Annotated in this window: 20 protein-coding genes; 4 read left to right on the top strand and 16 right to left on the bottom strand. The window is 66.9% G+C overall.

Annotated elements, in window-relative coordinates:
* Nucleotides 1-87: 87 nt before the first annotated feature.
* From DEJ01_RS12685 to DEJ01_RS12660, 6 genes are all read right to left on the bottom strand, one after another.
* Entirely contained in the window at nucleotides 88-1,692 is a 1,605-nt protein-coding gene (locus DEJ01_RS12685) for an MFS transporter (protein WP_111093188.1), read from the bottom strand.
* A gap of 79 nt (nucleotides 1,693-1,771) precedes the next feature.
* The gene (locus DEJ01_RS12680; protein ID WP_111093187.1) at nucleotides 1,772-2,404 is read right to left on the bottom strand and encodes a response regulator transcription factor; all 633 of its coding nucleotides are present in this window, start codon (nucleotides 2,402-2,404) and stop codon (nucleotides 1,772-1,774) included.
* Nucleotides 2,401-3,603, bottom strand: a complete 1,203-nt coding sequence (locus DEJ01_RS12675) for a sensor histidine kinase (RefSeq protein ID WP_181438445.1) — start codon at nucleotides 3,601-3,603, stop codon at nucleotides 2,401-2,403. Before DEJ01_RS12675 ends, DEJ01_RS12680 begins: the two co-directional genes overlap by 4 nt.
* Nucleotides 3,604-3,632: 29 nt before the next feature.
* A complete protein-coding gene (locus DEJ01_RS12670; RefSeq protein WP_111093185.1) occupies nucleotides 3,633-4,430 on the bottom strand; it encodes an ABC transporter permease in 798 nt (265 codons plus the stop codon).
* Nucleotides 4,427-5,266, bottom strand: a complete 840-nt coding sequence (locus DEJ01_RS12665) for an ABC transporter ATP-binding protein (RefSeq protein WP_181438444.1) — start codon at nucleotides 5,264-5,266, stop codon at nucleotides 4,427-4,429. The genes DEJ01_RS12670 and DEJ01_RS12665 overlap by 4 nt, the downstream gene beginning before the upstream one ends.
* Before the next feature lie 164 nt (nucleotides 5,267-5,430).
* Complete coding sequence (locus DEJ01_RS12660) at nucleotides 5,431-6,003, bottom strand: hypothetical protein (RefSeq protein ID WP_111093183.1); 573 nt, start codon at nucleotides 6,001-6,003, stop codon at nucleotides 5,431-5,433.
* 139 nt (nucleotides 6,004-6,142) lie between these two features.
* On the opposite strand from DEJ01_RS12660, the gene DEJ01_RS12655 reads away from it, so the two are divergent.
* Nucleotides 6,143-7,075, top strand: coding sequence for an NADP-dependent oxidoreductase (locus tag DEJ01_RS12655; RefSeq protein ID WP_111093182.1), 933 nt, complete (start codon nucleotides 6,143-6,145; stop codon nucleotides 7,073-7,075).
* 91 nt (nucleotides 7,076-7,166) lie between these two features.
* Nucleotides 7,167-7,370, top strand: a complete 204-nt coding sequence (locus DEJ01_RS12650; protein ID WP_042541158.1) for an HTH domain-containing protein — start codon at nucleotides 7,167-7,169, stop codon at nucleotides 7,368-7,370.
* Between the two features lie 105 nt (nucleotides 7,371-7,475).
* On the opposite strand, the gene DEJ01_RS12645 is transcribed toward DEJ01_RS12650, so the two are convergent.
* Nucleotides 7,476-8,741: a hypothetical protein gene (locus DEJ01_RS12645; RefSeq protein ID WP_111093181.1), complete on the bottom strand. Its 1,266-nt coding sequence runs from the start codon at nucleotides 8,739-8,741 to the stop codon at nucleotides 7,476-7,478.
* Nucleotides 8,742-8,879: 138 nt separating this feature from the next.
* Between DEJ01_RS12645 and DEJ01_RS12640 the strand changes: the two genes are divergently transcribed.
* A complete protein-coding gene (locus DEJ01_RS12640) occupies nucleotides 8,880-11,006 on the top strand; it encodes an AAA family ATPase (protein WP_181438443.1) in 2,127 nt (708 codons plus the stop codon).
* Entirely contained in the window at nucleotides 10,987-12,180 is a 1,194-nt protein-coding gene (locus DEJ01_RS12635) for an McrC family protein (RefSeq protein ID WP_146247615.1), read from the top strand. The genes DEJ01_RS12640 and DEJ01_RS12635 overlap by 20 nt, the downstream gene beginning before the upstream one ends.
* A 1,164-nt stretch (nucleotides 12,181-13,344) precedes the next feature.
* Here the strand turns inward: DEJ01_RS12635 and DEJ01_RS12630 are convergent.
* The 9 genes from DEJ01_RS12630 to DEJ01_RS12595 form a co-directional block, all read right to left on the bottom strand.
* Nucleotides 13,345-13,524, bottom strand: a complete 180-nt coding sequence (locus DEJ01_RS12630; RefSeq protein WP_111093179.1) for a hypothetical protein — start codon at nucleotides 13,522-13,524, stop codon at nucleotides 13,345-13,347.
* Nucleotides 13,525-13,890: 366 nt separating this feature from the next.
* On the bottom strand, nucleotides 13,891-15,033 hold the full coding sequence (locus tag DEJ01_RS18580) for a DNA methyltransferase (RefSeq protein ID WP_181438442.1): 1,143 nt from the start codon (nucleotides 15,031-15,033) through the stop codon (nucleotides 13,891-13,893).
* Nucleotides 15,023-16,228: a site-specific DNA-methyltransferase gene (locus DEJ01_RS17935; protein WP_146247614.1), complete on the bottom strand. Its 1,206-nt coding sequence runs from the start codon at nucleotides 16,226-16,228 to the stop codon at nucleotides 15,023-15,025. The genes DEJ01_RS18580 and DEJ01_RS17935 overlap by 11 nt, the downstream gene beginning before the upstream one ends.
* An 889-nt stretch (nucleotides 16,229-17,117) precedes the next feature.
* Nucleotides 17,118-18,626 (bottom strand): PTS transporter subunit EIIC, encoded by a 1,509-nt coding sequence (locus DEJ01_RS12615; protein ID WP_111093176.1) that lies wholly within the window; start codon nucleotides 18,624-18,626, stop codon nucleotides 17,118-17,120.
* Between the two features lie 44 nt (nucleotides 18,627-18,670).
* The gene (gene murQ / locus DEJ01_RS12610) at nucleotides 18,671-19,594 is read right to left on the bottom strand and encodes an N-acetylmuramic acid 6-phosphate etherase (protein ID WP_111093175.1); all 924 of its coding nucleotides are present in this window, start codon (nucleotides 19,592-19,594) and stop codon (nucleotides 18,671-18,673) included.
* Between the two features lie 8 nt (nucleotides 19,595-19,602).
* Nucleotides 19,603-20,508 carry a MurR/RpiR family transcriptional regulator gene (locus tag DEJ01_RS12605; protein WP_181438441.1) on the bottom strand — a complete coding sequence of 302 codons (906 nt, stop codon included), beginning with the start codon at nucleotides 20,506-20,508 and terminating at the stop codon, nucleotides 19,603-19,605.
* Between the two features lie 56 nt (nucleotides 20,509-20,564).
* Nucleotides 20,565-21,152 carry a hypothetical protein gene (locus DEJ01_RS17930; RefSeq protein ID WP_146247613.1) on the bottom strand — a complete coding sequence of 196 codons (588 nt, stop codon included), beginning with the start codon at nucleotides 21,150-21,152 and terminating at the stop codon, nucleotides 20,565-20,567.
* Nucleotides 21,149-22,441, bottom strand: a complete 1,293-nt coding sequence (locus DEJ01_RS12600) for a hypothetical protein (protein WP_111093173.1) — start codon at nucleotides 22,439-22,441, stop codon at nucleotides 21,149-21,151. The genes DEJ01_RS17930 and DEJ01_RS12600 overlap by 4 nt, the downstream gene beginning before the upstream one ends.
* Nucleotides 22,441-23,184, bottom strand: coding sequence for an ATP-binding cassette domain-containing protein (locus DEJ01_RS12595; RefSeq protein WP_220038691.1), 744 nt, complete (start codon nucleotides 23,182-23,184; stop codon nucleotides 22,441-22,443). Before DEJ01_RS12595 ends, DEJ01_RS12600 begins: the two co-directional genes overlap by 1 nt.
* Nucleotides 23,185-23,236: the final 52 nt, after the last annotated feature.

The following is a 23,236-nucleotide window of genomic DNA, read 5'->3' as shown; positions in this document are numbered from 1 at the left end:
CGTGTCCGCGCGGTGACGGTTCTGGTTCAGGATCCTCGGGGATCGTGAACCAGAACCGTCAGGAGCGCTGCAGAACGGGGTCTCCGGTCACGCCTGGTCCTCGTTGTCGGGGCGTCGCGGAGCCCGGAGGCGCAGGGTCGCACCGAGGCCGATGACCAGGAAGCCGGCGGCGGAGAACGCGGCGGCGCGGGTGCCGTCGGAGAACGCGTCGGCGGCGTCGGCGCGCGTGGCCCCATCGAGGCCGGAGATGGCTCCGCCGGATGACTGCACCACGGCGTCGGCGATCTTCGTCGCGGTGGCGGCCGGGGTGCCCGCGTCCTGCAGGCGGTGCTCCAGGATGCTGCCGGTCGAGGTGAACAGGACGGTGCCGAGGACGGCGATGCCGAGCGCCGAGCCGATCTGGCGCGCGGTGCTCTGGGCGCCGGACGCCTCACCGCTGCGTTCGACGGGGACGTCCTGCAGCACCACACCGGTGAGCTGGGCGGTCGCGAGCCCGACGCCGAAACCGTAGACGAACAGACACGGCACGATCGCCCACCACGGCGTCGACGACGTCACGACGAACCCGATCGCGGCGACCCCGACGATCTCGGCGCCGATGCCCATCCGGACGATCGGCAGTGCTCCGACGCGTTGCCCGACCGTGGCGGCGAACCCACTCGCGACGAACGACCCGATCGCCAGTGCGAGCAGCACGAAGCCGGTCTGCAGGGCGGAGTACCCGAGCACGTTCTGCAGCCAGAGCGGCAGCGACAGGATGATGCCGAACTCGCCGAGCGACACGATGAGCGCGGCGACGGAACCGTTCCGGAACGAGCCGATGCGGAACAGGTCGAGTGCGATCAGTGTCGAGCGTCCGGCCCGCTGCCGGCGCAGGGAACGGACCACGAAGGCGGCTCCGGCAGCGACCGCGATCACGAACGCGACCGGGATCGGGGAGACCGGGCCGTCCCACGACCACGAGCCGATGGTGAGCGGCGTCGACGACGGGGTCCACCAGCCGTAGGTGCGGCCCTCGATGAGCCCGAACACCAGGGCGGCACTCGCGATCACGGACAGTAGCGCTCCGACCAGGTCGATGCGGCCGGTGTGCCGGGCATCCCGCGACTCCCGCACGGCGACGGCGAGCCCGACGAGGATGACCGCGACGATCGGGACGTTGATGCCGAAGGCCCACCGCCACGAGAAGTCCGTCGTCAGCCAGCCGCCGAGCAGCGGGCCGACCGCGACCATGCCGCCGATCGTCGAGCCCCACACGGCGAACGCGATGCCACGCTCCCGGCCGGTGAACGTCGCGTTGAGGATCGAGAGCGTGGTGGGCAGGACCATCGCGCCGCCGATGCCCTGCAGCACGCGGGACACGACGAGGAGCTCACCGGTCGGCGAGAGCGCGGCGAGCACCGACGCCACCGCGAACACGATGACGCCGGTGGTGAGCAGGCGTCGGCGGCCGAACCGGTCGGCCACGGACCCGAAGACGAGCAGCAGGGCGGCGAACACGAGCGTGTAGCTCTCCTGCACCCACTGCACCAGGGTCGAGCCGATGTCGAGGTCGGCGACGATGCTCGGGATCGCGACGTTGACGATCGTGGAGTCGACGATGATGAGCGCCACGGCGAGGCTGATCACGACCAAGCCGAGCCAACGACGACGGTCCGGCGTGGTGGCTGGTGCTGCGGCGGGAGCGCTCATTCCGGTGGTTCCTCTCAGATGGTCAGCATGCTGACGACCTGACGCTACACCCGCTTCCGGTGACCGGCGGACCGGGGACTCACGGCAGGAGCTGGAGCTCCATCGCGCGGGTCACGGCGCGGGTGCGGTCGTTCACGCCGAGCTTCTCGAAGACGTGGCCGAGGTGGGTCTTCACCGTGGCCTCGCTGAGGAACAGCGCGCGGCCGATCGCCGGGTTGCTGTTGCCCTGAGCGACGAGGCGCAGGACGTCGAGCTCGCGCGGGGTCAGCGACGGGCCGGCCGCGGCGGGGAGCGAACCTGTTGCTCGACGGACGAGTGCTGCGGCTGCCGACGGTGCGAGCGCGGTCTCGCCCCGTGCGGTCGCCCGGACGCCGGCGAGGATCTCGGACTCGGGGGCGGCCTTGAGCAGGTAGCCGGTGGCGCCGGCCTCGATGGCGGCGAGGATCTGGTCGTCCGACTCGTACGTGGTCAGGATCAGGACGCGGACGCCGGGTTCGGCGGCGAGGATCTCCGCCGTCGCCGCATCGCCGTCGAGCACGGGCATCCGGAGGTCCATGAGCACGACGTCGGGGCGCTCGGCCAGCGTCACCGTCACCGCGGCGCGGCCGTCGCTGGCCTGGCCGACGACCTCGACGTCGTCGGCGTCCTGCAGGAGGGCCACGATGCCCGACCGGACGATCGGGTGGTCGTCGGCGACCACGACGCGGATCACCGGGTCACCTCCGCCACGGGGTCACGATCGACGGCCGGGAGGCTCGGCTCGGGTCCGGTGGGCAGGCTCGCGTCGACGACGGTGCCCTGGCCGGGGCTGCTCGTGATCGTGCAGGCACCGCCGGAGAGCGCCAACCGTTCGTGGAGGCCCCGGAGACCGTGCCCGGCCGTCGGGACGCCGGTGTCGAACCCGACGCCGTCGTCGATCACACGGACGCCGACCCGTTCGGGCGCGTGCTGCAGGACGATGCGGACGGAGTCGGCATCGGCGTGCGCACGGATGTTCGCGAGGGACTCCTGGACGACCCGGAGCAGCACGACCTGCGCATCGCGGTCGAGCGGGCCGTCGGTCGCGTCCACGGCGACGGGCGTGCCGGTCTCGCGGGTGTAGCGCTCGGCCAGGCGGTGCAGGGCCCCGGCGAGGCTGCCGCTCGTGGCACCGGCGACCCCGGCGGCGATGAGGGCGCGGGAGTCCTCGAGTGCCGCTCGTGCTGATTCTTCGAGGACCGCCAGCCGTTCGTCGAGCGCAGCACCGCGGTCGTTCGCCAGGTCCTTGCGGGCACGTTCGGTGAGCATGACGATGCCGGCGAGGTTCTGCGCGACGGTGTCGTGGATCTCGCGGGCCAGGCGCTCCCGTTCGCTCGCGACGCCGGCGCTGCGGTGGGCATCGGCGAGGGACTGCTGGGTGGCGCGGAGTTCGTCGAGGAGCTGGCGGCGCTCCTCGGACAGGCCGGCGACGCTCGAGATCCACACGCCCATCGCGCAGGCACCGATGACGCTGATGCCCTCGATGAGCAGGGAGCTGACGAGGGCGTCCGAGCCGCCGGAGACCTGCAGGCCGATGCCGCTCGCGACGCCGACCGCGACCGAGAGCAGGACGGCGGTGCGGACCCGTTCGGACTGCACCCACACGAGGGGGAACGCGATGCACTGCACGAACGCGGTACTCGGCACGACGGCGGGCAACACCAGGGCCGCGACGAGGACCAGCGGCAGGAAGGCAGCGGCGGCACGGGGGCTGTCGTAGCCGCGGTGGCCGAACACGGCGTAGGCGACGACGAGCACCACGACCGCGGTGAATGCTGGCCAGCGGGTACCCCACGGTGACCAGCCGAACACGGTGATCACGGCGGTGAGGAGCATCGTGCCCGCGAAGAAGACGTGCAACCACCGGTTGCGCATCCACGTCTCGCCGTTCATGTGCCCAGCATCCCACCAGCGGGGCGCCATCAGGCGTCCTTGCGGTTCCACCGGAACGTCAGCAGGCAGGCCACCGTGCCCAGGACCAGCCACGCTGCCAACACGAGGGCTCCGAGGCCCAGGTGCCACGCGCCTCCCGGCTCACCCGACTCGAACGCACCGGGCAGGAAGACGGACCGCATGCCGGACGCCATCCAGCGCAAGGGGAAGACGGAGGCGATGTCCTGCAACCAGCTGGGGAGCTGCGTGAAGGGCAGGTAGACGCCGGAGATGAACTGCAGCACCAGCACGATCGGGACGATGGTGGCGGTGGCTCGGCGGCCCTCGCGGGGGAGCGCCGAGACCGCGATGCCGAGGACGCAGCTGGTGGCGATGCCGAGGACCATCACCCCGGCGAAGACACCCCAGTTGCTCGCGTCGGTCGGCAGGTCGACGCCGAACACCAGGCTCGCGATCGCCAGCAGCAGTGCGGTCTGCACGAGCGTGGTGACGAGGACCATGCCGATCTTGCCGACGAAGTACGACAGGACGGGCAGCGGTGTGCCGCCGAGTCGCTTCAACGTGCCGTCGCTGCGCTCGGTGGCGATGTCGACGCCGAGGGACTGCGTGCCGGAGAGCAGGATGCCCGTCGCGACCAGGCCGGGCAGGTAGTAGGTGGCGTAGTCGACGCTGACGTCGGGGCCGGCCTGGATGTCGGCGGCGCCGGAGAACGCCACCGAGAACAGCGCCAGCATGATGATCGGGAACAGGAAGGTGAAGAAGACCGCGTCGGGAGCGCGGAAGTAGGTGCGGATCTCGTACGAGATGCGGCTGGTCGCTGTCTTCATTTCTGTCCCACCATGTCGAGGTAGACGTCCTCGAGGGACGGACGGATGACTTCGAGGTCGTGCATGAGCGTCGTGCTGCTGCGGATGAGCGCCGTCGGGTCGGTCGTGCGCTCGTCGTGGTGTCCGCCGTCGTCGTCACGCCAGCGGACCCGGGGCGTGCGGGCCTCGGCGCCGCCGATCTCGTCGATGGATGCGAGGTCGAGGAGCTTCCCGTCGGCGATGACCGCGGCCCGGTCGGCGAGCTGTGCGGCTTCGTCGAGGTAGTGCGTGGTGAGCAGGATCGTCGTGCCCTCGCGCTGCACCTGGCGGAGGAGGTCCCAGAACTGCCGGCGGGCCTCGGGATCGAAGCCCGTGGTCGGTTCGTCGAGGAACAGGACCTCGGGGCGGCCGATGATGCCGAGGGCGACGTCCACGCGGCGGCGCTGGCCACCGGAGAGTCGGGCGATGCGGGTGTTGCGCTGCGTCTCGAGCCCCGTCGCGGTGAGGAGCTCCTCGACGCTGCGGTGCTTCGGGTAGAGCGTCGCGAAGTGGTTCAGCTGCTCGGCGACGGTGACGTTCGGGGACTCCGCGCTGGTCTGCAGGACGATGCCGATGCGTGCGTTGTGGCTGCGGCTCGTCCGTGCCGGGTCGTGACCGAGGACGCGGACCTCGCCGGCGGTGCGGGAGCGGTACCCCTCGAGGATCTCGACCGTCGTGGACTTGCCGGCACCGTTGGGGCCGAGGAGGGCGAAGGTCTCGCCCCGTTCGATCGTGAAGGAGACGTCGTCCACGGCGCGTTTGCCGGTGGCGTACTGCTTGCCGAGGTGCTGGACCTCGATGGCGGGGGACTCGGGCATGGGTCCAGCTTCGCCGCCCGGTGGCCGTGGGGGATCGACCGGGGCGGTGGTCTCGGCATCGTCCGATCGGGGGATGGTGCCGGCGGGGGAGGTGGTTCGGTTTCCGGCCGGTGACGGTTCTGGTTCGCGATCGTCGGGGATCGTGAACCGGAACCGTCACCGTCTCAGTACTGCGGGCGGATCCAGTCCGTCGGCTGCACGAAGCGGGCACGGGGCAGGACCTCGTCCGGCTCGGCGGTCCGCACGCTCGTGACGATCGTGTCCTCGCCGTACTCCGACAAGCGGCGGGCGATGCCGTCGCGCTCGTCGATCACCAGTGTCGCGCGGGTCGCCGGGTTCCCGCGGTGCTCGAAGGTCACCAGGATCGAGTGCTCGCCGATGTGCTGGACCAGGATCGGGTGGAAGCTCTCGGGGCCGCGACCCCATCGGAGCATCAGGTCGGGCACGGCCATCCGGACGACGGGATCAGAGACCATGCTCCGGGCGAACGAGATCTCGTCCGGACCGTCGTCGGGGTCGTGCAGCACGCCCTCGCGGTAGGAGACCGGCTTGGCCCGCTGGCGCACGAGAGTCCAGGTCTGCGCGGCCTCGTCGATGTCGACGCGGAACTGCCAGTACTTGTGTCGGGACTCCTGGTGGACGCCCTCGAGGACGTACCGGGCGGGTCGACGGAGGGCGGCGAGCTCCTCGGCGATCGCTGGACCGTCGGACCGGGTGAGGAGTTCGTCGAGACGCACGGTGCCAGCATGGCGCACCACGTGCCGTGGACCGCACCCCCTGACGGGCGGGAGGCGCGGGGCGGGGTGGTGCCGGGCCTCCAGGCCGTGGGGTGGTCGCGTCAGGTTGCGTCAAGCAACGTGCGCGTAGACCGGGAGGATGCAGGTCGTCGGAGTCGAACAGTTCGGAGGGCCCGAGGCCCTCGCCGTCCACGAGGTGCCGGAGCCGCACGCCGGTGCGGGATCCGTGCGGATTCGGGTGCAGGCGTTCGCCGTGAACCCGACCGACACGGGGGTGCGTGCCGGGCAGCGGGACAGCTCGCAGGCCTCGCCGCCGTACGTGCCGGGGATGGACGCCGCCGGCGTCATCGACGAGGTCGGGCCCGACGTCACCGGCTGGCAGGTCGGCGACGAGGTCATGGCCATGGCGTTGCCGCTCAGCGCCCACGGTGGCGCCTACGTGCAGGAGCTCGTCGCGCCGGTGGGGTCGTTCACGCGGATTCCTCGTGGGACGTCGATCGAGGCTGCGGCGACCGTGCCCATGAATGGGCTGACGGCGTTGCAGATCCTGTCGCACGCCTCGCTCGCGCCGGGTCAAACGCTCGCCGTGACCGGGGCCGCTGGGCTGCTCGGGAACTACGTGGTGCAGCTGGCGAAGGCCGCCGGGCTGACGGTGATCGCGGATGCTGCTCCGGCGGACGAGGCTCTGGTCCGGTCGCTCGGGCCGGACCACGTGGTGCCGCGTGGCGCTTCCTTCGCTGTGTCCGTGCGCGAGCTGGTGCCGGACGGGGTCGATGCGCTCGCCGACGCTGCCGTGCAGCGCGACGAGGTCGTGGACGCCGTTCGTGACGGGGGAGTGTTCTTCGACGTGCGGGGGTGGCAGGGCAACGGGGCTCGGGGGATCGAGTTCGTGCAGGTGATGGTGTTCTCGGAGTACCGGTCGTTCGACAAGCTCGAGCAGCTGCGGCATGCGGTGGAGAGTGGGACGTTGACGCCGCGGGTCGCCGAGGTGCTGCCGGCTGCGCGGGCTGTGGAGGCGCATGAGCGGTTGGAGGCTGGGGGGACGAGGGGGCGGCTCGTGCTGACGTGGTGAGTTGACGCTGGTGTGATGGACGGGAGGCGCGGTGCGGGTTGGTGCCGTGCCTTCCGTTGGCCTTGGGTGTTCAACGCGCGATGATGGCCATGTGACCCTGCACGAAGCCATGATCGAGGTACTCCGTGAGAACGGCGCGCCGATGACGAGCCGTGAGATCGCGGACTCCATCAATGCTCGAGAGCTGTACCGACGGAAGGACGGCCGCTCGCTGCCCGCCGGGCAGGTGAGTGCACGAGCGCGGAACTACCACCAGCTCTTCCATCGAACCGCGAGCCACATCGCTGTGCGGTGACGTGCAAATCGCCCGTGACCGCCAGCCCCATCGGTGACGGCCTGGGCGCGCCTGCCACTGCAATGGCCATGGCCCGCCGGCGCCTCAAGGGCGTTGTGTCCGACTTCAGCGAGCGTCGCCGGCGTCTCCGTCATCGGGCTTACGACGGAGCTTGCTTGCCCAACCCCCGAGACGAGCGGACACAGCCTCTGCAGCGTTGCCCGCCTGCTCCAGCGCGCTCCCTCCGAGTTTGCGCGCCACCTCGACGCCGTCGGCGCCACCTTCTACGATTCGGTCCCGGGCATCCTCGGCCGCGTCCCCGAAAGCGGCACGCCATCGCTTCGACTCCAGCTCTGCCCGTGAACCCTCGATGCCCATCCCGCCGTGGAACGCGATCACCTGGCCGGCGACAGCGTTCGTCGAACGAACGACTGTGCGGCAGTCGAGAGGATGCATCACCACCGAGACGTCTCCTACACGTGCTGCCGCGTCGATCCGACCCAGGAGCGTCTCCGTGCGCTGCGTGATGGCGGTGCGGCGTGACCGGCGGGTGTCGCGGAGTGACTCCCGGTGGTGATCGAGGTCCTCCGGAGCGGTCAGCTGCACGTGATCGAGCTCGAGGATCGCGACGCCTTCCTGGAGCTTGAAGGACTGCGCCAGGACTGCCAACCACTCATGCACGGTTCGCTCGGCGCTCTCCGTCACGTCGGCAAGTTCTCCGACCTTGGAAGTGCGTTCGAGCTTCTCCGCCAGGGCGTCGAGTTGCAGGAGCGCGTACGACTGCGCGCGAGCGATGGTGAACTCCGTCCCGTTCACCTTCGACCACGTCACCGCGTTCACGTGACCGACACGGTCGCGGACGCGCAAGGCATCGTTGATGATCAGCTCGACTCCGATGAGGTCGGCGACGGCGGCGTCCTTCTGCGCCCGGAGCACGTCGTCGAGCTTCGCGTCGATCTTCGCGAGGTAGTCGGTGATCTCGTCCATCGCCTGCTGCATGGCCAGCTGCGCCATGATGCCGGCGACCCCGGTGAGCATCGCGGGACTGGTGAGCATCGAGCCCATCTTGGTGAACTCGAGGATGTTCTTGATCTTCCCGTTCTCGGTGACGATGGCGCGGCTCACGCCTGCACTCGACCCCTTCATGGCGGAGAACTTGTCGAGCGCTTTCGCGGACTCCTTCGTCAGCTTGACCCATCGGCCAGACCCCGCCGCGACCTGTGCGGCAGCGTTGGCTGCGCCGGACGCACCGCTGAGTGTCTGACTCAGGCGGGGCAGATCGAACTGGCGCGAGGGCAGGTCGTTCGCGGAGAGGAAGCGCTCGATGGCCGTGTCTGATCCGAACAACGTCACACCGTCTTCGTCGCGCACCACGTCGATCTCGTCGGTCATGTGTGCTCCGTGTTCGTCGCAGGTCGGGTGAGCTGATCATAAGGGGTGACGAATGCTCTCGAAACGCCGTCGTGTCGAGTGCGACCGGCAGAATGGCGTGCGAGCGGCACCGCAGCCGTGACGATGAGGGGAACAGCAGTGTCTCGAGCAGAGAACCGACTCCGGCGACTTCAGGAAGCACTCCGCTACCTCGACAGCAATGGTGGAGAAGCCCGACGCCTGGACGTGTGGAACGCCGTCCTCGAGCGCATCCCCCTCGAAGACGAAGAGCTGGCGCCGAACACGAAGGGCAAGCCGGTCGGTGACTCCGACTTCTTCTGGGGATCGTCAACGATGGTGAACGCGGGCTTCATGGAGAAGCCACGCCGCGGTGAATGGCGCGTGACCGACCTCGGTCGGCAGCACAGTGCGTCCGACGTTCCGATTGAGGAATTCGGCGCGGTCCTCAACACGCGCCAGCGTGACTTCGACCGGCGGCGCAAGGCGGACCTCCAGCTCCGACTCGCCACGGAGATCGTCCCGCCTGACTGGCGAGCCGAGACGATCCGCTCGACCAGCGCGATCTTCGTCGACCGAGGCCTCCGCCAGCTCGATTCGGTCTTCGCTCCGGGACGTGGTGTCTGGCGCAGCGAGGTCGTCGCAGAACTCCGCGAGCGCTTCATCGGACGACCCGAGGTCAACGGCGACGTCTTCCTCGAGAAGCTCGCGACCCAGTTCGACGGCGCGAGCGACGACGCGAAGCTCCTCATGGCGGAACTCCTGTGCTGGCAGGTCCTGCCACTCGAGCAACCGGGGGAGCGGAGGAAGCGGGAGCGCGTGACGTTCCTGCTCGACCGGATGGAGCACCCCGTCACCATCCCGGCCGAGATCGACGAGGCATTCCGCTCGTGGTCCTTCAATCCCGGGCAGGGCATTTCCGGGCACATGTTCGCAGCGACGTCCATCCTCATCGAGTGCGTCGACGCGTGGCTCCAGCTCGGTGAGGAAGAGCGTGACCACGCGCTCGACGACCCCACGGCGTGGCGAGATGTCGTCTCGGCGCTGCCAGGAACACCCCTGCCCATCCAGCGCAATGAGCTGCTCCTGCTCGTGCACCCCGGGTTCTTCGGGGAGGTCGTCTCCAGTGACGACCGCGAGGCGATCCGCAGCGCATTCGCCGGCGAGGTCGAGGGACAGATGGAGGATGACCCGGACGAGGCTTTCCAGCGGATCACGATCGCGCTCCAACAGAAGGCGAAGGGGCCGGCGCTGTTCTACAAGGAACCGCTGGCGCCGCGATGGCGGCACAAGATCTCGACGCCGCCGAAGCCGGTGCCGTTCACGGTCCCGGGTCCCGGTCCCGTCATCCCCGACCCGAAGCTCAATGTCCGCGTGCCGTTCACCCGCGTGGACGATGAGCTCGCGGCCGAGCTTCACATGCCCGAACCTTGGCTGCAGGACACCCTCGATCTCATCGAGCGCCGCAAGCAGGTCATCCTCTACGGACCTCCGGGAACCGGTAAGACGTTCCTCGCCCAAGCGTTGTCGAAGCACGTGACCGACGGCACCGACGGCGAGACGACCATCGTGCAGTTCCACCCGACGTACTCGTACGAGGACTTCTTCGAGGGCTTCCGCCCCGTCGCGAACGACGACAGCGGCAACCTCGCCTTCAGCCTCCGGAAGGGGCCGCTCCGACGCCTCGCCGACAGCGCCGCCGCCAACCCCGAGGCGAACTACTTCCTCGTCATCGACGAGATCAACCGCGGCAACATCGCGAAGGTGTTCGGCGAGCTGTACTTCCTGCTCGAGTACCGCGACAGCGAGATCTCCCTGCTCTACAGCGACGAGCCGTTCACCCTGCCGAGCAACATCTTCGTCATCGGCACGATGAACACCGCCGATCGCTCGATCGCGATGCTGGACGCCGCTATGCGGCGCCGCTTCGCGTTCATCGAACTGCACCCGGAACGCGCGCCCGTGCAGAACGTGTTGACGCGTTGGGTGGCGACCAAGGGCCTCCAGGACGATCGCGCCGACCTGCTGACGCGACTCAACGCGCAGATCGAGGACCACGACGCGAAGGTCGGGCCGTCGTTCCTCATGCGCGATCTCGCCGGGACCGGCCTGCAGGACGTGTGGCGGTACGAGATCCTTCCGCTCCTGGCGGAGCACCACTACGGCGAAGGCGTTGACCTGGAGGCGCGGTACGGCCTGGCAACGCTGCGTCGTCGGGCGACGCGCGACGCTGCGGACGGGGCCGAAGGTGCTTCCGTCGACGATTGAGCTTCGGGAAGCAGACCAGCCGGTGGTACACCGGCTGCCGCGCGCGGTGGCGGTCGGTCTTGCGTCGGCGAACATCGCGACGGTCGCGCCGACGCTCGGCGCGGACGAGTACCGTGTGAGCGGTGTCCGGAAGGTCGGCGTCGTCCGGATCGCCGGGCACACGGTGTGGCTGAAGCCGAAGACGCCGGTGCGGCGGCTGTTCGCGATGCTGGGGTACGCCCGCGCCGGGAGTGCGATCTGGGCCGAAGACGACTTCGGGTTCGAGGAAGACGATGACCTCGTGCCGGCGTTGGCGCACGCGTTCGTGCGGCAGGCCTCGCGGGCGTTGGCCGGAGGACCGCTCCGCGGGTACGTCACGCGCGAGGACGCGCTGCCGCTCGTGCGTGGCCGGTGGCGGATCGGGGACCAGCTGACCCGGCGGGGTGGGCAGCCGTTGCCGGTCGAGGTGTCGTTCGACGACTATGTCGAGGACATCGCCGAGAATCAGTTACTGCTGACCGCAGCGACGCGGTTGTTGCGACTGCCGGGTGTGCCTGCCGATGTGCTCGGGGCGCTGCGGCGGATCGTGCGGGTGCTCGATGGGGTGTCGGTGATCCCGGTCGGGGCGCCGGTGCCGGTCGTCCGGCCGGATCGACGAAACGCGCGGTACTCGTCGGCGCTGGCACTGGCGTCACTCGTGCTGTCGGGGTCGTCCGTCGAGCAGCGCGCCGGGTCAGTCGTCGCGTCGGGATTCCTCGTCGACATGTGGTCGGTGTTCGAGGACTTCGTGTCGGCTGCCCTGCGCGAGGCTTTCAAACCGTACGGGGGAGTGCTGGTGTCGCAGTACCAATTGACGCTCGACGTCGAGGAGACGGTGAAGATCGCGCCGGACCTCGTGTGGCTCGTCGACGGGGAGGTGCGGGCGTGCATCGACGTGAAGTACAAGGTCGAGAAGCACGGGCAGTACCCGAACGCTGATCTGTACCAGATGGCGGCGTACTGCCGGAGGTTCGGCCTGCGCGAAGGTTGGCTTCTCTACGCCGGAACATCGACCGTAACGCGTCGTCTGCAGCTCATCGGGGGCACCGCGCTCATGAACGCGAGACTACAAACAGACAGCGAATTTAGCTCTTTGCTCTGCCAGCTCGGCGCTCTACCGGGGGCGATTTCCGGGCATTCGCTGAGGAGGCTCTGAATGGGCAAGGAGCTGAGCTCTAATTCCGATCGAGGTTGACTAGGAGTGTCACCACTAGCATGATCGTTGAACGCAACGCGGAGCCCTGACCTAACGAGTATAGACAGACCGGCTTGAGATGGTTGATGAGTACCAGCCGATTGACCCTGCAACATCGAAGTGGGCCCTTAAAGCAAGAGGAGGTGACCGATGCCAATCAGATTGTCAAGCATATACGAAGGCGGACGCGCTAGCTTGCGTCTGAAGATCGGAGGAAGTGTTTGCGACTCGGCGCTCTACTCCTGAACCCGACACCTGCTGGAGGCATTACCCGGCAGCGGCTTGATCTCGTTCGGGAGATCCTTCAGATGACCGAGGTTGTGGTCGGTAATTTGCTCGAAGTTGAGACGCGCGGCGCGGTGGAACTGACAGGACGAACGCTAACTCCGTGCGACTGGGCGACGGGGAGGGTAGGTCTAGCACGCGTCATTTGGAGTTCTGACGCGCTCATGGTTGGCTGGGGGGTTGGTGTTCTTTCCGGTCATCAGCGGCGGGCGCATCTTGCGCAGATGGAGTTTGCGCTCCAAGAGGCAACTCGGGCTGGGCATATCGGTTATTGGACTATGTCACACGAAACGAGGCATCCTTCGCGCTGGCATCGGAGAAACGCGGTGTTGGATGAGTATAATCCGAAGGAACCAATCGAAGCTCGGATTTCACGATCGCTTCGATTCAAACTGATCAAAGGAGACGAATATGGTTCGGCGTGAGACAAGAATTCGAGTGGAGAAAACCAACCAACAGAGGTCAACGAGGTCGAGCGGGAAAGGGGACGTTGAGTATCGTGCATTCGAATGCCCCGCTCCGGAATGTGGTAATTTCATCGTGATTCCCGCGAGCAATTTGTTGAGCCAGGCGTTCTCATTCTCTTGTAGTAGCTGTGCCAGAACGTACGGCACGGGCGACGTCGTGAAACTATTCGACTGGACATTGACTGAAAGCGGGCAAAACCTCGAAGAAGGGACGTTTGAGCTTTCCATTGACGACTATGTAGCCGAATCGGGAAAGTACAAATATTGCGTCCTATGCAACGTGTTGAAGCCGTTCGATGCGTTCGGGATGCATGCTAGTCGCAGGACCGGGCGACAAGGTGAATGCCGGGACTGTAAAACTAAGTACAACCGCCTAAAAAATCCAACCCGTACCCCGGATCAGCATCGAGAGGCCGCCGAGCGCCGGCGAATCTTCGTTGAACTTGGCGGTACGACTCACTTCGACCAGCATATCGTACGGCGTCGCTTCGATAATAAATGCTTTCAGTGTGGCGCGGATGTAGGTGCCGACGGTCAGGCTCAATTCGATCACACTTTGCCAGTCGTATTCCTTTGGCCCATGACTTCGCAAAATGCTACGTTGCTTTGCGCTTTCCATAATGGAGCGAAGGGAGCGCGCTGGCCCTCCGAGATATATACAGAACGACAGCTTCGTGAGCTTTCGGTACTGACCGGATACGATTTCGACCTTCTCGCTGGAACGCCCCGATTCAATCCTTCAGCAATCGATGCACTCAAGGACCGATCAAAGGTTCAGGAGCTCCTGACTCGTCACGCCCACTACCGTGTCAATGTTCTAATTCTTCGAAACAGGATCTTACAAGCAGAAGAATATGACTTTTTTGACGCGGTACCCTCGATATCACAAGACTGGAAAGTCGCGGCAGATCGACTTTTGCTACCGTCTGATCAAGAATAGGTAGTTGTGGGCTTGAGTAGAGCCGTGGTCCCGGAGGCCAAGGGTCTCGCCACCTTGCACTGATTCGCTTCCCAGGTAGACAGAGTCGAAGTGCTCCGAGATGTAAGGCACAATCGCGTCTGCCATGGACTGGTTGGGCCCGGCTCCTAAGTGAAGAATCATGAGGCCACCGGGACGCAACTTATCCGCCATTGCTGAGAAGAAGGTCGAGTAAACTGAAAACGAAGCCTTCTGCTCTGATTCCAAGTAAGCGCCAGGTTCGGAGCGAAAGTCCTCTGGTTCCCAACCAGCGAACCACAGACGCAACCAGTTGGTACTCCAAAACCGGAAGCTGTCCGAGAAGGGTGGTGACGTGATTACGCAGTCTACAGAGCTATCGTCTATATCAATTCGACGAAAGTCAGTCTGAATAGCCCGGCCTTCGGGCGTGCTATTGCCGAGTTCAATTGACAGAGGGGCGAGTCGCGCTATCCGTTTAGATAGGTGCTGCATCACGCTTTTGTATTCGAACGGCCCGCTTGGACTGTAAGGGGTTAGGGGGTGGGACCGCCGGGAAAGGGCATACGGCCTATTTCCGTGCAGGATGTGAAGAAGATTGGCTTCTACGAACGCATCGGCGCCCACGAGAGAATCGTCGCTCCTGAGCCTGAGGAAATGATGCCGGGCGGTTGCTATCTCTGTCAACGTGTCCTCATGAAAGTATGACGACACCGGGCCGTTGAGGCCAAAACCGTCAGGGATCTCCGGTGCTACGAGATCAGAAAGACTCTCGCTTAACCTTCTCATGCTGGCGTCGACGGCTGACTGGGTGAGGTTTGCGACCTTAGCAAAAGAGACGATGTAGGCTAAAGGGCTAAGGTCGCTGGCGATCGCGTTTCTGCCTTGCAGTCTCGCTTCCAGGGGGATTGTACCTACCCCCGAGAAGGGATCAAGGACAACTTGGTCTCTGTCGGTAAACTCTCGGATTAAGAAGTGAGCAATCGACGGCTTGAGTTTTCCTCGATAACTACAGAGCGAGTGAAGCGGTGTGCCCCAGTTGCGTTTGCTGAAGGGCGTTTGCTGGTGCGGAAGGGTCGCGATAAAGCGTGCCGCCGCTTCCCTGATTTGCTGATCAGTGCGCAACAAAGTTCAAAATCACCTGCTTGAGTGGGGTCCCGTCGAATGAGCGCCGGGCGCGCAACTGTTCCTCGGAAGTCAACTCCCAACCGAGTTGAGATCCAATCATTGCGATTATCGTGTGAACGGGAATCGTAACGCCAGAGTATCGACTGTCTCCGATGTCGAACACGAGTGACGCTCCAGGCCTCGCATTTGCTCGCATCGACTGCAACACCCGTTCCATGTCTCGGAAGTAGGCGGCGACCATGATCGGAATCCGATGATCATACGTGGTGTCGACGAGTGCATCGTAGCTCGAGCGCGCGGCTTCGGGCACATCGCCGACCTCGTTTCGAGTTACATTGTTTATACCTGCGGTAATCTCTCGGCGGCGCAGGGGGGAAAGATCTGCCTCCGACGATATGAATCCGAGAGTAAGCAATTCCAATTTTGTATTCCTGCCGTAATTTGTTCCGTTCAGGTACGGCGGGCTGGTGATGAATCGGTCGATGGGGACAGGGGTCTCGTACATGCGGGCATCGTTCGAAACGCGTCTCACCTCGCCGAAGGTGCCAGGATCGTCTACCTCAAGGTCCTCCGCTATTTGCACAAGCTTGGATGCAAACGTAGCGCGGAAATCAGCTGGCTTTGGGTCCCTTATTGTTCGCCTGCGGAGGTCTGTTCGGCGAATCATGTTGCTCGACGGAACTAGGGCAGCGGCAATCGCAAGCAGGGCGTGTGATTGGAGATGTTCCGGGAGGGCATCGCTGATTCGTTCCTTTGTTGCTTCGATTGCCGACATATTTGACGATGGGAAATAATCTCGCAACTCATTGATTTTGCTAATTGCCGAATCGGCATGCTTTTGCTTCCGTGTGCGTGAGCGAACTTCGTGTGCAAACTCTCGCAATAGCTCGATGCCGTCTGAGTCTCCGAGAATTGGTTGAGTCAGCGTGGTTTTGACGGTTGTTACCCAGGCCATGAAGGGGTTTGCCTCGGCGTAGAACGCAGAATGCCCTGCTTCGGCGGCCGCGAGCAGCGTTGTTCCGCTCCCTGCAAACGGGTCCATGACAACTTCGGACCCAGCTGCCCCCAGCAAAGATCGCTCAATCAGCTGTCGACTGTAGCCTTCGACGAAGGGGTACCAGCGGTGTATCGGCGCTAGTCGATTAGGTGAGAAGACGCCTAAATGGCGCTTGGTCGTCTCTGTTGCGGGCACCGCGCAAGTCTACGGGGCCGGTCCGACGTTCGAGCGGCAAGGTCGGTGAGGGTTTGAGGGTCAATCAGGTTTCGGTTTCTGTAGACCCGCTTAGATGATGGATCTGTTGAGTGCGCCAGTTGCTGGGAGACTGTCGTTGTCCTGCCGGTGATCTTGGAAGACGTCCTGGGCAGCGCGTGGGTACCGATTCGACTCCGCATCCGCTGGCCCCGGGTGCTCATTTCTCTGACGTGTGCTTCACGCCGATCGACCTCACAGGCCCGTGGTTCGGGGGCGGGGTTCTACAGCCATCGATCAGCCGTAGGCGCACGTGTCATCAGTTGGGAGGCGCGAGCGTGAACGCGTCTGACCCTCCCGCGCGGTGCGGGCCTGCTGGGTGCTGCGGCACCGGCGCACGGTCCGCGCAGATCGATGATGTCGTAACGCCGCGGTTCTCCGAGGCCGAAGCCACGGTGCTTTGGACCACTCGAACTGTCTGCGATCCGAGAGGCGTCTGCGATAGAACCGCGGAGTGGGCTAGGGAGGCTGGCTCCGTCGTCACGCGCGCGATGGATGACCTTGTTCCACTTGGCGCTACTGCGCCGATCCCGCGATCTCGAAGGGAGAACAACCAGAGCGGACTCGCGCCGTGCCACCCGAATCGTCCGCAGAAAGCTCAACGGCGGGTCAGTAAGTAGCCAGGCGGTGTTGGGCGCGACATAGCGGCGATCGACAGCCCTTAGGACGCAGTGCCCGGTGGCATCTCGGTCTCAGTGCTTTGGGCACGGGTAGGAGAGTCATGCGCCCCACGGGACGATATGCGGGAGGCGTCGCACGTGCAGCTTCGGCTGCCGCAAAGGTCAGGCCGAGCGACTTCGTACGCGCTGGGTGTTCTCTGGGTGCAGCCTCGTCAGTGCGAAGCTCCTGCGGAGTCAGCCGGCTTGACCGGCACATCGAGCTGCGCGTCCGGAGCGACGGGGTTGCCGGACGGCGCAGACGACTGCGCCTCGAGGTCCGCCCGCACCGAGTCCGACACCCCGAACAACAGCGTCGCCACGAATCCCACGACGTACGCCACGATGAGCCCCGACCCGTATCCGAGCAGTGCCCACCCGTACCCGGATGAGCCGTTCAGCAGCGGGATGAGCGACAGGTCCGAGGCCCCGATGGCGATCGCCCCGACGGAGTGCCCGAGCTGGTCGAACAGTCCCACGACCCCGCCACCGAACGCCCCACCGATGCACGCGGTGATGAACGGCCGACCCAGGGGGAGCGTCACGCCGTAGATCAGGGGCTCGCCGACACCGAGGAACCCGGCCGGCAGCGCACCCCGAATGGTCCGCACGAGCGAGGCGTTCGACCGGAACCGCACCCACAGCGCGATGCACGCACCGATCTGCCCGGCACCACCCATCGCCAGGACGGGCAACAGCACGGTCCACCCGGTCTGGTCGATCAGGGTGGTGTGGATCGGGATGAGTCCCTGGTGCATGCCGGTCATGACGAGGGGCAGGAACAGGCCTCCGAGCACGAAGCCGGCGAAGGCCCCACCGTTCGCGAGCAGCCAGGTCGCAGCGGTGCCGATCGCGACGGAGACGACCCCGGCGACGGACATGAGCACGCCGACGGTGATCGAACCGGCGACGAGGACGGTCACGGTCGGCACCACGATGAGCGCGATGACGTCCGGCGTGACCCGGCGCATGAACCGCTCGACGTAGGCGGCGAGGATGCCGCCGGCCAACGCGCCGAGCACACCGCCCTGCCCGGGGGCCAGGGTCTCGCCGAACACGGTGACGTTCGCGACGCCGGCCGCGACGATGATGCCGCCGACCGCACCGCCGAGGATGGGCGTGCCGCCGAACTCCTTCGCGGCGTTCATCCCGACGAACACGGCGAGCAGGGACAAGAAGCCGGACGAGAGCACCCCGAGGAACGGCGTCAACGCAGGCACCCACCCCAGGTTCGTCAGGATGCCGTTGATCCCGGCGATCAGCCCGCAGGCGATCAGCGCGGGGATGAGCGGGATGAAGATCGCGGAGATCTTCCGGATCGCGCGCATGGTGCGGCCGTCGGAACGGGACCGCGCGGTCGCCTTGATGGACGCACCGCGAGCAGCGAGCTCCTCGGGCGACGCACCAGGCCCGCCAGCCGCAGCCGGCGGGGCGGCCGCGCGCAGGGCCTCCAGGCCGTCGGCCACGCGGTCGACGAGACCCGGGCCGAGCACGATCTGCAGGTTCGAGCCGGCCGCGATGGCGGCCATGACGCCGTCGGTGGCCTTGAGGTTCTCGAGCGCGACGGAGGAGTCGGACACGACCTCGACCCGCAGGCGGGTCATGCAGTTCTCGACGTCAACGATGTTCGCGGAACCGCCGACGGCGTCGAGGATCTGCTGGGCGAGTTGCTGTGCATCGGGCATTGCTGTGCTCCTCGGGGGAAAGGAAACGAACGGGGGAACGGGGTCTACAGCACGGCGCGCAACGAGCCAGCAGCAGCATCGAGGCGCTCACGGGCCGAAGCAGCCGAGGCGCCGGTCAGGATCACGGCGATGGCGGTCTTCACCTCGCCGTCCGAGGCATCGAGCGCCGCCTGGACCTCGACGGGGGGAGCGCCCGTGACGTCCTGCACGAGCGAGAACGCCCGCGCGACGAGCTTCGCGTTCGTCGCCCGCACGTCGACCATGCGGTTGCCGTACGTCTTGTGGCTGCGCACCATCGCGAGCGTGGTGAGCATGTTCAGGACGAGCTTCTGCGCGGTGCCCGCCTTCAGGCGGGTCGACCCGGCGATGAACTCGGGGCCGACGACGACGTCGATGGCGAGGTCGGCTTCCCGCCCCGCGGCCGAGTCGGGGTTGCACGCGACGGAGACCGACAGGGCGGACCGGCGCCGGGCCTCCAGGATGGCTGCGATGACGTAGGGCGTCCTGCCGGACGCGCTGATCCCGACGACCACGTCATCGGCTGTCAGGCCGAGCGCGTCGAGGTCGCGGACGGCGGCTGCTTCGTCGTCCTCCGCGCCCTCCACCGCGGTGGTCAGGGCGGGGTCGCCGCCGGCGATCACGCCGACCACCTGACTCGGGTCGGTACCGAAGGTGGGCGGGCACTCGCTGGCGTCGAGGACGCCGAGCCGGCCCGGCGTGCCGGCGCCGACGTAGACGAGTCGGCCACCACGCGCGAACGCTGCGGCGATCGAGTCCGCCGCCAGGGCGATGGCCGGGAGGCACGGCTCCAGTGCCGCAGGCACGCTGCGGTCTCCGGCGTTCATGCGCTGGGCAGCTTCCAGCGTGGAGATCGTGTCGATGTCGTCCAGCGAGTGGTCGGTCGCCTCGGTGGTGAGAGCTGCGAGTTCGTCGCGGAGGGCGTCGTGGGTTTCGTGCGTCTGGTTCATGGTGGTGCTCAGTTCCGGTGGTGGGTGCGGACGGCGTCGCGGCTGCGGGCGAGGAGCGGCTGGGAGCGTTCGTCGGTGCGCTGCGCGACGACGATGAACAGGGTGTCGACGATGGCGAGCTGGCTCATCCGGCTGCCCATGGCGGCGGGGCGCAGGGCACTCTCGGCACCGGCGACACCGAGCAGGACGTGGTCGGCGGTGGTGGCGAGCGGGGCGGAGGCGTGGCCGGTGATCGCGACGATCGTGGCGTGTTGGGCTCGGGCGGCGTGGGCGACCTCGAGGGTCTCGACGGTGGAGCCCGAGTGGCTGACGAGCACCAGGACGTCGTGCTCGCCGATCACGCTCGCCAGGGTCAGGGCGTTGTGCGGGTCATCGGCGATCGAGCTCACGATGCCGATGCGTTCGAGCTTGAGGTGCAGATCTCGGGCGACGATGCCGCTCGCGCCGACGCCGTACAGGACGACGCGGCGGGCGTCGGCTAGCTTTCGTGCTGATTCGTCGAGCGCGTGCGGGTCGAGTGCGGCGCGGGTGTCGGCCATCACCGCGCGGACGTCCTCGGTGACCTTCGCGATGACGGTGGCGACGTCGTCGTCGACCGCGACCCCGGCGTGGATCTCGGTGGACTCACGCTCGTGGATCCCGCGTTCGACGGCCCGGGTCATGCTGCGCTGCAGGGCGGCGAAGTTCGCGAAACCCAGGTGCTGGGCGAAGCGGGAGACCGTGGCGGGGGAGACCCCGGCTCGGCCGGCGAGGTCGGTGGCGTTGGTGGTGGCCGCGGCTGCCGGGTCCTCGAGGACGGCGTCGGCGATGGCGCGCATGCTCGACGGCATGCTCGCCGACTGGGTGCGGACGAGGGCGAAGGCGTCGGCGCGCTCGGATCGCTCGGATCGCTCGGGCCGCTCGGTGATCGTCATCCCGCCATGAAAGCGTCTTTCGCAGGTTAGCGCCAGTGCGGAAAGTAAATTGCGTGTTACGTCGTTCTGCCCGACCTGTGTGCCAGCGGACTGACGGTGGCGGCGATCACCAGGGGGAGGACGAACGCCCACGACGCCGGGTCGGTGTTCGTCGACACGACTCCGGCCCATCCGGCTGGTTGGTCCGGGGTCCCCCGACCGAACAGCGCTGCGACGAACAGGTAGAGCACGCCCGGCACCGACTGGTACCGGTCGCCGAGTACCGCTCGGCTGACCAGTGCGAGTGCGCAGAACGCGATCGTGTTCCGGGCGGTCGCGACCGCGGCCTCGGGTTCGGCGCCGACCGCGAGGCCGATGCTCGCGGTGGCTGTCACCAGCGCGACCACCGCGATGACGGCGGCCAGCTCGAGCAGGTCCGTCCGCCGAGTGGGCGCGGGGAACGGTGCGCGGGTGATCGAAGCGCTCGTCGCGATGGCGATCACAAGCGGGAGCACGGCCGCGACGGGGATCAGTGCGAACGGTGCGCCGCCGCCGAACGAGGGGAAGAGCATGCCGATCGGGCCGAGCGCGATCGAGAGCACCGTCAGGGCGGTCGTGAGTCCGAGCAACGGCAGGGTGCGGTGGACACGCAGCCACCAGATCACGAGGACGGCACCGTGATGTGGCCGACCGAGCAATCCGTCAGCCGGTCGACCGTCGCGGTGACCCACGCGGCCTGAGCGGGGTCCGGAGCACGACGGAGGGCTCGCAGAACGTCGGGGTCATCCAGCTCGAGGGCGGGTTCCACGTGGTCGGCGTTCACGATGCCCTCGGCGGCGACGTCGATGAGCCATCGGTTGGCGACAGCGGCATCGTTGAGGCGTTCGGCGTCGTCCTCCTCGGTGCCGCAGTACGCCACCTCGGCATCGCCGAGCAAGGAGGTGGTGATGCTGTGGAGCAGGTCGGCGTCGGTCATCCGGACCTGGACGATCATGTTCAGGACGTCGAGCGTCGACGGCGCGTTGCTCGCGCGGATGGTCGACGGCACCGTGATGCCCGAGCGGCCGAGGTTCTCCACGGCCTTCCGGATCACCGACTGCGAGTCGTCGGTGGCGCGTTGCTCCGGGAAGAGGCAGATCGTCGGCGCCGCGCCGCTGCAGATCGCTTGCGCTTGCGGGCGGTCGACGATCGGTGCCGCGCCGAGGCCGGAGCCGGCGGTCAGCGCGATGAGGGTGATCACGACGAACGCGCTCGCGCCGATCTGGAGTCCGAACCGGCGCGCACGGTCACCACTCGAGCGTCGGGCGACCGCGATGACGAGCAGACTGCACCCCGCGAGCAGACTGAACGCCGTCGCGATGACCGGAGCCCGGATGTCGAGCGCGGTCTCGACCGAGCAGCAGTCCGCCATCACCAGACCGGCGAGGTACCGGAGCGGGAAGTAGTCCACGGACCAGGTGAAGCCGAGCCAGCTGTAGGAGACGAGCAGGCTCAGCGGGATGGACACCACCGGCGGGAGCCACCGCCCCAGTGCGAATCCGACGCAGCTGTGGAGGAACAGGATTCCCGCGAATGCCAGGCCGACGAGGGGCGACGGGCCACCGGGAGCGCCCCAGGTGTCCCGACTCATGAGTGCGACCGCGACGAGCTGGAGCAACAGCCCGGCGGCCAGTGGTGTCCACAGGTGATCGGTGACGACTGCTGTGCTGGATCGGCTGCTGGACTCGATCACCGGCGCCGCAGCTCGGAAGCGCTTCCCTTCCCAGGCGCCGGCCGTGGCCGCCACTCCGCACGAGAACACCAGGTAGATCGCGGAGCCGGCCATCGCGGCGGGCCAGTAGCCGGCGACGGTCGTCTCATCTGCGAACTGCACGCTGTACGCGACGACGCCGAGCAGCCCTGGAATGAGGAGCCACACTGCGGCTCGGCTGCGCCACGGGATGATCGGGCGCATCAGTCGTCCTCACTCGTGAACCGCGCGTACGAAGCGGTGATCGCCTCGGCGGGCGAGAGGTCTGCGAACGGCTCGGTGAACGACGCGACCGAACCAGCGAACGGCACCCGGCCGTCGACGAGGACGGTCACGTGGTCGTAGGTCGCGGCGACGTCCTCGGTCTGGTGCGTCGAGACGACGACGGACACTTCCGTCGGCAGGTTCTGGATCACCCGAGCGAACCGCGCGCGCTGTGCCGGATCGAGTCCGGCCGTCGGTTCGTCAAGCAGGATCCACTGCGCGCCGGACACCAGCGCGCCGGCAACGCCGAGCCGCCGGATCTGGCCGCCCGACAACGAGGACGCTCGTGCGTCGGCTCGGGTGGCGAGATCGACGGCGGTCAGGGCGGCCGTCGATCCATCCCAGGCGTCGGCGCGCGACAGGCCCTTCAGCCAACCGCAGTATGCGACGTGCTCCCGTGCGGTCAAGCCGGGGAAGGCGCCGCTCCGCTGCGGAAGCCATGCGACCCCGCGGCGGTACAGTCGGTGGTCTCCGCGCGTCCCCGGTTCCCCCAGTCCCTCGATGCTGATCGTCCCGGCGCGGGGGCGGAGCGTGTCGGCGACGAGCCCGAGCAGGGTCGACTTGCCAGCGCCGTTCGGCCCGAGCAGGACGCTCGCTCCGGTCGGGAACACCGTCGACAACCCGGAGAGCACCGTGTGGTCCCGCCGGTACCCGAAAGTCAGTTCGTCGATCTGTATGCCCACTGCGACCCCTTGAAACCTCGTACTGGTGTTTCACCGTACAGGGTGGAGGATC

Origin of the sequence: Curtobacterium sp. MCLR17_040 (assembly GCF_003234735.1) — a bacterium.
Taxonomy (GTDB): Bacteria; Actinomycetota; Actinomycetes; order Actinomycetales; family Microbacteriaceae; genus Curtobacterium; species Curtobacterium flaccumfaciens.
Note: the sequence above shows the minus strand (reverse complement) of the source record. Positions and strands in the feature narration are given on the sequence as shown.